This is a genomic window from Micromonospora sp. KC723 (genome assembly GCF_004348595.1).
Lineage (GTDB): Bacteria > Actinomycetota > Actinomycetes > Mycobacteriales > Micromonosporaceae > Micromonospora.
Genome location: NZ_SMKD01000169.1, coordinates 1 through 10,561, shown reverse-complemented (window position 1 = coordinate 10,561; position 10,561 = coordinate 1). Strand labels below are relative to the sequence as shown.

Below are 10,561 nucleotides of genomic sequence, written 5' to 3'. Positions count from 1 at the left end.
GGGTGGGGTGGATCAGGGCCCTACCTGGCCACGGCGGGCGGATCGGTGCCGCCGCGGCCCGGTAGGGGAATCCTCACCAGGCCCAGGCCTCGGGGCCGGGACCACCCTTCCCGACCGGCGGGAAGAGCTCGTCCAGCCGCTGGGTGGTCGCCTCGTCGATGGTGACGGTGAGCGCGCCGAGGCTGCGGTCGAGCTGGTCGACGGTACGCGGGCCGATGATCGGGGCGGTCACCCCGGGCCGGGAGAGCAGCCAACCCAGCGCCACGTCCGCCGGATCGTGGCCGAGGTCCGCGCAGAACTTCTCGTACGCCTCGACGGTCGACCGGTGCTCGGCCAGCCCGTCGGCGGACCGGCCGCTGGTGCCGCGCGCCGCGCCGCCCTCGGCCATCTTCCGCAGCACCCCGCTGAGCAGCCCGCCGTGCAGCGGCGACCAGGGGATCAGCCCCAGCCCGTAGTGCTGCGCGGCCGGGATCACCTCCAGCTCCACGTGCCGGGTGAGCAGGTTGTAGATGGACTGTTCGGCCACCAGACCGAGGAAGTTGCGCCGTGCCGCCGCGGCCTGTGCCTGCGCGATGTGCCAACCGGCGAAGTTGGACGAACCGACGTAGATCACCTTGCCCTGGGTGACCAGGGTTTCCATCGCCTGCCAGATCTCCTCCCACGGCGTGCTCCGCGACACGTGGTGCATCTGGTACAGGTCGATGACGTCGGTCTGGAGCCGGCGCAGCGAGTCCTCGCAGGCCCGGACGATGTGCCGGGCGCTCAACCCCTGCTCGTTGGGCCAGTCGCCCATCCGGCCGTACACCTTGGTGGCGAGGACCACCTTGTCGCGCCGCCCGCCGCCCTGGGCGAACCAGCGGCCGATGATCTGCTCGGTGATCCCCTCACCGGTCTGCCAGCCGTAGACGTTGGCGGTGTCGAAGAAGTTGATGCTGTGTTCCAGCGCCCGGTCCATGATGGCGAAGCTGTCCGGCTCGCTGGTCTGCGGTCCGAAGTTCATCGTGCCGAGGCAGAGCCGGCTCACCGAGAGGCCGGTGCGGCCCAGATTCGTGTACTCCATGGGACCACCCTGGCACGCCGGCACTCCGAGTGCCTCGCGTGGCCAGGGTGGCCGGCGGAGATCAGGACGACTCGCGGGCCGCCGGGCCACTGCCGAAGAGCACGTCGTCCCAGCTCGGCAGCCGCTTACGCGGCTTGCCGCCGGCCTCGGTCGACTCGCCGGCGGGCCCCGCCGAGGCCCCCGTCCGCCGCGGTCGCAGCACCGCCAGCGACGGCACGGCCGGGACCTCCTTCGGGGCGTCCGAGTCGTCGTCGAAGGCGGAACCCTGACCACCGCCGAGCAACGCCGCCGCGCCCCCGCCGACGGCCCGCTGCCGGGGCGCGTCGCCGCCGGCCAGCGCGGCCGGAGAGCGCGGGTCGAGCCCGCGCCCGCCGGTGCCGCCGAGCGGCCGGTCGAGGGAGGCGAGCAGGGCGTCCCGCCCGGCCCGGATCGGATCCCGGCCGGGACGGGACTCGGCGGCCGTCGGCAGGCCGTGCCCACCCCGGCTCGGCTCGCCCCGCGAGGGGCCGGGCAGCGCGTGGCCGCCACGCTCCGGCGCCGGCTCCTGGCCCAGGATCGGGGTGGGGCGCTCGGCGCAGAGATACTGCGCCATGTCGTCGTGCGGGGTGACGTGCTGCCGGGTCTTGTCGAGATCCCAGACCGCCTGCGCGGTGGCCTTGCCGGACGGCCAGGTGGCGATGACCCGCCAGGTGCCGTCGTCGCGCCGGTACGCGTCCCAGGAGATCTTCTCGGTGTCGATCCCGTGCTGGGCGAGCCGGCCGTTGACCACCTCGGCGAGCGGGGTCGCCTTCTCGGCACCCTTGAGCCGGGTGCGCCGGGCGTGCTGGGCGAGCATGGCCCGCTCCTGAAGCACCGGGCCGGCGTACCGCAGGACGCGGTCGACCGGGACACCGGCGATCCGGGCGACGTCCTCGGCGGACTCGCCGGAGCGGATCCGGGCCTGGATGTCCCGTGGGGACAGGGACGGGGTCGGGTCGGCGGCGGCGGGCACCACGGACAGCGGTGCGGCGCCGGGCTCGGCGTGCAGCGCCGTGGCGATGCGTTCGTCGATGGGGAGGGCGAGCAGGCGCCCGACCTCGTCGGCGAGCACCAGAGCCTGGCCGTCCTCGGAGAGGGCGACGAAGCGTACTGGGCGCATGGCGTTGCCTCCGTCCCGCTTCGCTGGCCGTCACGCCACGAGCCGGCCACCCGGGCGTCTCGCACCACCGTACGCTCATCTACCCGAAGGTGGGGGATGCGACACCCGCATGTCGTGACTGAGCTGCGGCAATGATCACGGTGGGTGGCCGGGGTGCGCCCGGTGGCCACCCACCGTGACCGCCGGTCAGAGTCGCTCGACCACGTAGTCGATGGCGGCGGTCAGCGCCTCCACGTCGGCCGGCTCGACCGCCGGGAAGAGCGCGACCCGCAGCTGGTTGCGGCCCAGCTTCCGGTACGGCTCGGTGTCCACGATGCCGTTGGCGCGCAGCGCCTTCGCGATCGCCGAGGCATCCACCCCGTCGGCGAAGTCGATGGTGGCGACCACGTTGGAGCGCAGCGCCGGGTCGGTGACGAACGGCGTGGCCACCTCGGAGCGCTCCGCCCAGCCGTACACGGCGGCGGCGCTCTCGGCGGTGCGCTTGGCCGCCCAGGCCAACCCGCCCTGGGCGTTCATCCAGTCGGTCTGCTCCGCGGCCAGGAAGATCGTCGACAGCGCCGGGGTGTTGTACGTCTGCTCCAGCCGCGAGTTGTCGATCGCGGTGACCAGGTCGAGGAAGGCCGGGATGTAGCGGCCCGACTGCTTGATCTCGGTGGCCCGGGCGATCGCCGCCGGCGACATCAGGGCCAGCCAGAGGCCACCGTCGGAGCCGAAGCACTTCTGCGGGGCGAAGTAGTAGACGTCGGTCTCGCCGACGCTGACCTCCAGGCCACCCGCGCCGGAGGTGGCGTCCACCAGCAGCAGGGAGTCCTCGTCGGCGCCGGCTACCCGACTGATCGGCACCGCGACGCCGGTCGAGGTCTCGTTGTGCGGGGTCGCGTAGACGTCCACGCCGGCCTCGGCGACCAGGGCCGGGGCGCTGCCCGGCGCCGACTTGCGCACGGTCGGCTCGCCCAGGAAGGGCGCGTCGGCGACGGACTTGGCGAACTTCGCGCCGAACTCGCCGAAGCTGGCGAACTGGGCCCGGTCCCGGACCAGGCCGAAGGTGGCGACCTCCCAGAAGGCGGTGGTGCCGCCGTTGCCGATGACCACCTCGTAGCCCTCGGGGAGGGAGAAGAACTCGGCGATGCCGCGACGGAGCCGGGCCACCTGGTCGCGAACGGTCTTCTGCCGGTGCGAGGTGCCCAGGTAGCTGGTCGCCACGCCGGCGAGAGCGGAGACGGCCTCCGGACGGACCTTGGACGGCCCGCAGCCGAACCGCCCGTCGGCGGGCTTGATGTCGTCAGGGATCCGGATGGTCGGTGCGTCAGCCACGGTTGTCTCGATCCTTCCGCGTGGGCGAGGGCGGGCCCGGTCCGGCAGCGCTGCCGGCCTTCATCCTCGCACCCGAACCGGCCCACCCGGCCGTCGGTCCCGGCCCGGGGGCTGAGTCGTGCGCCACAGGGAGGTCCCCCGGCGGCGTGGCCGGTCGGCGGACCGGTGAGAAGCGCCACACCGGGCGCGCGGAGGCCCCGCCCGGCACGGGCGGGGCCTCTTCGGGTACCGGTCAGACGCCGTGCGGGATGGCATCCCAGCCCTCGACCTCCTGCGGCTTGCGGGTGCCCGGTCCGACGTAGCGGGCGGACGGCCGGACCAACCGCTGGAGCTTCTTCTGCTCCAGGATGTGCGCGCTCCAGCCGCCCATTCGGGCGCAGGTGAACATCGAGGTGAACATGTGTGCCGGCACCTCGGCGAAGTCCAGCACCACGGCCGACCAGAACTCGACGTTGGTGGCGAGCACGCGGTCCGGGCGGCGGGCCTGGAGCTCGGCCAGCGCGGCCTTCTCCAGCGCCTCGGCGATCTCGAAGCGCGGCGCGCCCAGCTCCTTGGCGGTGCGGCGCAGCACGCGGGCGCGCGGGTCCTCGGCCCGGTAGACCCGGTGGCCGAAGCCCATCAGCCGCTCGCCCCGGTCGAGCACGCCCTTGACGTACCCCTCGGCGTCGCCGCTGCGCTCGACGGCCTCCAGCATGGTGAGCACCCGGGAGGGGGCACCGCCGTGCAGCGGGCCGGAGAGGGCGCCGATGCCGGAGGAGATGCAGGCCGCGGCGTCGGCGCCGGTGGAGGCGACGATCCGGGTGGTGAAGGTGGAGGCGTTCAGGCCGTGCTCGGCGGCCGAGATGAAGTACGCGTCGACGGCCTTGACGTGCCGCGGGTCGGGCTCCCCCCGCCAGCGCTTCATGAAGCGCTCGACGATCGTCTCCGCCTTGTCGATCTCCTTCTGCGGCACGGCGGGCAGTCCCAGGCCGCGGGCGGACTGGGCGACGAAGGAGAGCGCGGTGACCGAGACCCGGGCCAGGTCCTCGCGGGCCTGCTCGTCGGAGATGTCCAGCAACTGCTGGAGACCCCAGTACGGGGCCAGCATGGCGACCGCGGACTGCACGTCGACACGGATGTCGCCGGAGTGCACCGGCACCGGGAACGGCTCGGCCGGCGGCAGGCCGGGCCCGAACCGCCCGTCGACCAGCAACGCCCAGACGTTGCCGAAGGAGACCTGACCGATCAGATCCTCGATGTCCACGCCGCGGTAGCGCAGCGCGCCACCCTCGCGGTCCGGTTCGGCGATCTCGGTCTCGAAGGCTACGACGCCCTCCAGGCCCGGTTTGAAGTCGGACATGTCGTCTCCTGGGTGTGGTCGGTGCGCCCGCCGCGGGCCCGGTCCGGCCCAGCACCGTAGGCGACCGTCTGGGATGTGTTCGTGACATCTTGCCTGGTGAGTAACCGGGTGCGCGACCCGCAGGGGCTGTGCTGCGCGTGACATCCCCCCGGCTGGGCGACGGCGTCGCCTCGGCGAGACTGTCCGGTACGGGCTGGCCAGCGTCGGGGACGACGGCAGCCCGGCGGGAGGGAGAGAGAACGTGACCGGCGACACACCTGTTCCGGCGGCCATGCGCAACGAGTACGTGGCCGACGTGGGCCTGTCCGAGGCCGACCTGGCCCCCGACTGGCACACCCAGTTCGACCGCTGGTTCGCCGAGGCGGTCGCCGCGGGCCTGCCCGAGCCGAACGCCATGGTGGTCGGCACCGCCGACGCCGCCGGTCGCCCCAGCGGTCGCACGGTCCTGCTCAAGGGCTACGACCTGGAGGGCTTCGTCTTCTTCACCAACCACGACTCGCGCAAGGGCGTCGAGGCCGCCGTCAACCCGTGGGCCAGTCTGGTCTTCCCCTGGTTCGCGATGCAGCGGCAGGTGGTGGTCGCCGGGCGGGTCGAGCGGCTGGACCGGGCCCGGAGCGAGGCGTACTTCGCCGGCCGGCCGCGCGGCTCCCAACTCGGCGCCTGGGCCAGCACCCAGTCCCGGGTCATCCCCGACCGGGCCGCGCTGGACGCGGCGTACCGGGCGGCGGCGGAGCGCTTCGCCGAGGTGGAGCCGATTCCGGCGCCGCCGCACTGGGGTGGGCTGCGGGTACGCCCGGAGACGGTGGAGTTCTGGCAGGGCCGGGCCAGCCGGCTGCACGACCGGTTGCGGTTCCGGCATTCCGGCGGCGGCGAGTGGGTCGTGGAGCGGTTGGCCCCGTGACCCCGCCCGAGGCGGCCCGGGGGTGGGTCGCGCGCCGCTGGGCGATCGACCTGCGCCCGCTGCGGGTGCCGGCGTACCGGCGGATCTGGCTCGGCAACACACTCGCCATGTTCGGCTTCCAGCTGACCGCGATCGCGGTGCCGGTGGAGATGTACGCGCTGACCGGGGACTCGCTCTGGGTGGGGCTGCTCGGCGTCGCCGGCTTCGCCCCGCTGCTGGTCTTCGGGCCGTGGGGCGGTGCGGCGGCCGACGCCCGGGACCGCCGCCGGGTGTTGCTGGTCGGCTCGGTGCTGCTGTGGGCGTCGATGCTGGGTCTGCTCGGGCACGCGTTGCTCGGCACCGGCCACCCGGTGGCGTTGCTGGCCCTGGTCACCGTGCACTCCACCGCGTTCGCGATCAGCTCGCCGGCCCGGTCGGCGATCCTGGCCCGGCTGCTGCCGCCCGAGCTGGTACCGGCGGGCAGCACGCTGAACTACACCACCTTCACGGCCGCCTCGGTGGCCGGGCCGCTGGCGGCGGGGCTGATCTTCGCGGCCTTCGGCGACGGTCCGGGTCTGCCGGTCGCGTACGCGCTGGACGCGGTGCTCTTCACCGGGTTGGTGGTGGCCACCGTGCGGCTGCCCGCCATGCCGCCGGCACCACCGATCGAGGGGGAGGTCCGTCGCGGCGGTCTCGCCGGCATCCTGGACGGGTTCCGCTACCTGGCCGCCACGCCGGTGCTCCTGCTGTCGTTCGCCGTCGACCTGATCGCGATGATCCTGGCGATGCCGCGGGCGCTCTTTCCGGAGGTGGCGCACGAGCGGTTCGGTGGCGGTGCGACGGTGGGCTGGTTGTACAGCGCCATCGCGATCGGCGCGATGCTGGGCGGCCTCACCTCCGGCTGGATCGGTCGGCTGCGTCGGCAGGGCGTGGCGTTGGTGCTGGCGGTGGTCGGCTGGGGCGTGGCGATCGCGCTGGCCGGGCTGGCCCGGCAGCTCTGGCTGGTGGTGCTGCTGCTCGCCGTGGCCGGGTCGGCCGATCTGGTCAGCGCGGTGCTGCGCCAGTCGATGTTGCTGAGCTACGCGCCGGACCGGATGCGCGGCCGGCTCCAGGGGGTCAACACGGTGGTGGTCGCGGGCGGGCCGCGCCTGGGCGACCTGCGGGCGGGGGCGATGGCGGCCGGGTTCGGCTCCGGCGTGGCCTGGGTCGGCGGCGGTTTGGCCGCGGCGGCGCTCGTCGTCGTGCTGGTGACGCTCTTCCCGGCGCTGCTGCGCTACCGGGCGACGGCCGCCGGCCGGAACTGAGCCGGCGGTCGGGGGTGGGGCCGGGGCGGCGCACCGGCAGGTGAGACGCCGGCGAACCGGTCCGGCGCCCGGCCCTGGGCAGGGACTAAGGTCGCGAGCATGGAGAATGTCGCGCCGCGCCCGCCCTCGGGTGCACAGTGGACCATCGCCGCCGACGGGCACGAGGCGGTCATCGTCGAGGTGGGCGGTGGGCTGCGGTCGTACCGGTGTGACGGCGTGGACTTCGTCGACGGGTACGAGGCGGACGAGGTCTGCCCCGGTTCGGCGGGTCAGGTGCTGGCGCCGTGGCCGAACCGGATCCGGGACGGGGCGTACGCCTTCGGTGAGCGGTCCCTGCAACTCGACCTGTCCGAGCCGTCCCGGCACACCGCGATCCACGGCCTGGTCAACTGGGTCCGTTGGGAGCTGCTGGAGGAGTCGGCGGACGCGGTCACCATCGGGTACGACCTGCCGCCGCAGCCCGGGTACCCGTGGGCGCTGCGGCTGCGCAGCCGGTGGAGCGTGGGCGCGGACGGCCTGCGGGCCGAGCACGAGGTGACCAACACCGGTGCGGAGGTGGCGCCCTTCGGTTTCTCCGTGCACCCGTACCTGCGCGTGCCGGGGGTGCCGGTCGACCAGACGGCGCTGCGGGTGCCGGCACGGTCCCGGGTGCTGCTGGACAGCCGGCTGCTGCCGGTCGGCGCGACCGCGGTGGCCGGCACCGAGTACGACTTCACCGAGCCCCGGCCGATCGGCGACGCGGTGCTCGACCTGGCCTTCGGCGACGTCGTCCGTGACGATGACGGCGGGTCGGCGGTGACCCTGGCCGCCCCGGACGGTTCGGCGGCTCTGCACATCTGGGCGGACCGGGAGTTCGGGTGGTGGCAGGTCTACACGGGGGACACCCTGACCGGCGATCGGTTCCGCCGCTCGGTGGCGGTGGAGCCGATGACCTGCCCGGCGGACGCGTTCCGGTCCGGCAGGGATCTGATCGCGCTGAAGCCGGGCGCGACCTGGCGGGGCGTCTGGGGCCTGCGGCCCGGGGCCTGAGCGATGGAGTTCGCCGAGGTGGTCCGGCGGCGTCGGATGGTCCGCAACTACGACCCGGGCCGCCCGGTCCCGCCGGAGGTGGTGGACCGGCTGCTGGACCACGCGGTCCGGGCGCCCTCGGCCGGCTTCGCGCAGGGTTGGGGTTTCCTGGTGCTGGAGGCGGCGGAGGACCGGGAGCGGTTCTGGTCGGCGGCCACCCCGGGCGGCGGCGGGCGGGAGCGCTGGCTGGCCGGGATGCGCCGGGCGCCGCTGATCGTGGTGCCGCACGCGAACCGTTCGGCCTACCTGGAGCGGTACGCCGAGCCGGACAAGGGCTGGGCGGACCGGTCGGCCGAGCGGTGGCCGGTGCCGTACTGGTACGTCGACACCGGTTTCGCGGCGCTGCTGATGCTGCTCACCGCCGTGGACGAGGGATTGGGGGCCTGTTTCTTCGGTATCCCGCCGCAGCGGCTGGACGCGTACCGGGCGGCGTTCGGGGTGCCGGAGGAGTACCAGCCGATCGGTGCGATCACGGTGGGCTACCGGGCTGTCGACCACCGGTCACCGTCGTTGCGCCGAGGGCGTAGACCGGTGACCGAGGTGGTCCGGCGCGGCCGGTGGAGTTGAGCGGGGATCCGCCCGGTTCCGGGCGGGTACCGGCGGGAGCGAAACCGGCATGAGGGAGTAAAACGCGGTGTGGTGCGGGCGGTTAGGCTGGCACGGTCATCGGTGCCGCGCCGCGCGGCGCCACGGCGTGACCCGGCTCCACGCCGTCGGTCGGCCCGGCCACGGGGAGGGGAGCGTGCCGTGATCTTCAGAGCGGTCCGGGACGGGCGTCCCTACCCGGAGCACAACCTCACCCTGAAGCAGTGGGCGGAGATCCCGCCGCGCCCGCTGCGGCTGGACCAGCTCATCACCACCAAGCGGGAGTTGGCGCTGGACAAGCTCCTCGCCGAGGACTCGACCTTCTACGGCGACCTGTTCCCGCACGTGGTGCAGTGGAACGGCGGTCTCTACCTGGAGGACGGGCTGCACCGGGCGCTGCGCGCCGCGTTGCAACAGCGCAACCAGATCCACGCCCGGGTGTTGGTGCTGGGCGGGCAGGGCGAGTGACCCCGGCCTGAACATTCGTTAGGGTGTCCGCCATGAGCCCGCTGGACCTGCTCGACGTCGAGGCATCGCTGACCGAGGAGGAGCGGCAGATCCGGGCCGTCGTGCGCCGGCTCGTCGACGACCGGGTACGCCCGCGCGTCGCCGGCTGGTACGAGGAGGGCCGGGTGCCCGCGCGCGAGTTGGCCCGCGAGTTCGGTCGGCTCGGGCTGCTCGGCATGCACCTGAGCGGGTACGGGTGCGCCGGTGCCTCCGCCGTCGCGTACGGGCTGGCCTGCCTGGAACTGGAGGCCGGCGACTCCGGCGTCCGCTCGCTGGTGTCGGTGCAGGGTTCGCTGGCCATGTACGCCATCTGGCGCTACGGCAGCGAGGAGCAGAAACAGCGCTGGCTGCCCGCGATGGCGGCCGGCGAGGCGATTGGCTGCTTCGGGCTGACCGAGCCCGACCACGGCTCCGACCCGGCCTCGATGGCCACCCGGGCCCGCCGCGACGGTGACGACTGGGTGCTCTCCGGCAGCAAGATGTGGATCACCAACGCGCCGGTCGCCGACGTCGCGGTGATCTGGGCGGGCACCGACGACGGGGTGCGAGGTTTTCTCGTGCCAGTGGACATCCCCGGGGTGGGCACCCAGGAGATTCGCCGGAAGATGTCGCTGCGGGCCTCCCCGACCGGCGAGATCGTCCTCGACGACGTCCGGCTGCCGGCGGACGCCCGGCTGCCCGGGGCGACCGGGCTGAAGGCCCCGCTGAGCTGCCTGACCGAGGCACGGCACGGCATCGTCTGGGGCGCGCTCGGCGCGGCCCGCGACTGCCTGGAGACCACCCTGTCGTACGCCACGACCCGGACCCAGTTCGGCCGGCCGCTCGCCGCCTTCCAGCTCACCCAGGCCAAGCTCGCCGACATGGCCGTCGAGTGGAACAAGGGCCTGCTGCTCGCGCTGCACCTGGGCCGGCTGGCCGACGCCGGAGGGCTGCGTCCGGCGCAGGTCAGCGTCGGCAAGCTGAACAACGTGCGGGAGGCGCTGGCGATCGCCCGGCAGTGCCGCACCATCCTCGGCGCGAACGGCGTCTCCGGCGAGTACCCGATCATGCGGCACGCCAACAACCTGGAGAGCGTGCTGACCTACGAGGGCACCTCCGAGATCCACCAGCTGGTCATCGGCCAGCAGCTCACCGGGTTCTCCGCGTTCGTCTGACCTGTCGGTTCACCCGTCCGGGTCACTCGACGGGCGGGTGTCGCACGGGAGCCGTACCGTCATCACCAGACGAGGTGTCTGACGAGGACGGTGAGGGTGATGGCCCGCGACGGTGACATCAACGAGCCCACCAGGGAGTCTCCCGGCTATCCGGGTGCCGACTCGGTGCCTGCCCGGTCCGACGTCCCACCCGGGGCCGCGCCGGGCGGGCG

Annotated in this window: 10 protein-coding genes; 6 read left to right on the top strand and 4 right to left on the bottom strand. The window is 73.7% G+C overall.

The window, feature by feature from the left end; genetic code table 11:
• Positions 1–73 precede the first annotated feature (73 nt).
• The 4 genes from E1165_RS25510 to E1165_RS25495 form a co-directional block, all read right to left on the bottom strand.
• The gene (locus E1165_RS25510) at positions 74–1,060 is read right to left on the bottom strand and encodes an aldo/keto reductase (RefSeq protein WP_132394275.1); all 987 of its coding nucleotides are present in this window, start codon (positions 1,058–1,060) and stop codon (positions 74–76) included.
• A 61-nt stretch (positions 1,061–1,121) separates the two neighbouring features.
• Positions 1,122–2,198, bottom strand: a complete 1,077-nt coding sequence (gene sepH, locus E1165_RS25505) for a septation protein SepH (RefSeq protein ID WP_132394274.1) — start codon at positions 2,196–2,198, stop codon at positions 1,122–1,124.
• 186 nt (positions 2,199–2,384) lie between these two features.
• Positions 2,385–3,512 carry a phosphoserine transaminase gene (serC, locus tag E1165_RS25500; protein WP_132394273.1) on the bottom strand — a complete coding sequence of 376 codons (1,128 nt, stop codon included), beginning with the start codon at positions 3,510–3,512 and terminating at the stop codon, positions 2,385–2,387.
• Positions 3,513–3,744: 232 nt separating this feature from the next.
• Entirely contained in the window at positions 3,745–4,851 is a 1,107-nt protein-coding gene (locus tag E1165_RS25495; protein ID WP_132394272.1) for a citrate synthase 2, read from the bottom strand.
• Positions 4,852–5,122: 271 nt separating this feature from the next.
• Between E1165_RS25495 and pdxH the strand changes: the two genes are divergently transcribed.
• The 6 genes from pdxH (at position 5,123) to E1165_RS25465 (ending at position 10,349) form a co-directional block, all read left to right on the top strand.
• The gene (gene pdxH, locus E1165_RS25490; protein ID WP_132394276.1) at positions 5,123–5,752 is read left to right on the top strand and encodes a pyridoxamine 5'-phosphate oxidase; all 630 of its coding nucleotides are present in this window, start codon (positions 5,123–5,125) and stop codon (positions 5,750–5,752) included.
• Positions 5,749–7,035: an MFS transporter gene (locus E1165_RS25485; protein WP_132394271.1), complete on the top strand. Its 1,287-nt coding sequence runs from the start codon at positions 5,749–5,751 to the stop codon at positions 7,033–7,035. Before pdxH ends, E1165_RS25485 begins: the two co-directional genes overlap by 4 nt.
• A 99-nt stretch (positions 7,036–7,134) precedes the next feature.
• Positions 7,135–8,064: an aldose 1-epimerase family protein gene (locus E1165_RS25480; RefSeq protein WP_132394270.1), complete on the top strand. Its 930-nt coding sequence runs from the start codon at positions 7,135–7,137 to the stop codon at positions 8,062–8,064.
• Between the two features lie 3 nt (positions 8,065–8,067).
• Entirely contained in the window at positions 8,068–8,670 is a 603-nt protein-coding gene (locus E1165_RS25475) for a nitroreductase family protein (RefSeq protein WP_132394269.1), read from the top strand.
• Between the two features lie 180 nt (positions 8,671–8,850).
• Positions 8,851–9,156 carry a type II toxin-antitoxin system VapB family antitoxin gene (locus tag E1165_RS25470; RefSeq protein WP_132185724.1) on the top strand — a complete coding sequence of 102 codons (306 nt, stop codon included), beginning with the start codon at positions 8,851–8,853 and terminating at the stop codon, positions 9,154–9,156.
• A gap of 32 nt (positions 9,157–9,188) precedes the next feature.
• A complete protein-coding gene (locus E1165_RS25465; protein ID WP_132394268.1) occupies positions 9,189–10,349 on the top strand; it encodes an acyl-CoA dehydrogenase family protein in 1,161 nt (386 codons plus the stop codon).
• The last annotated feature ends 212 nt before the right edge of the window (positions 10,350–10,561 follow it).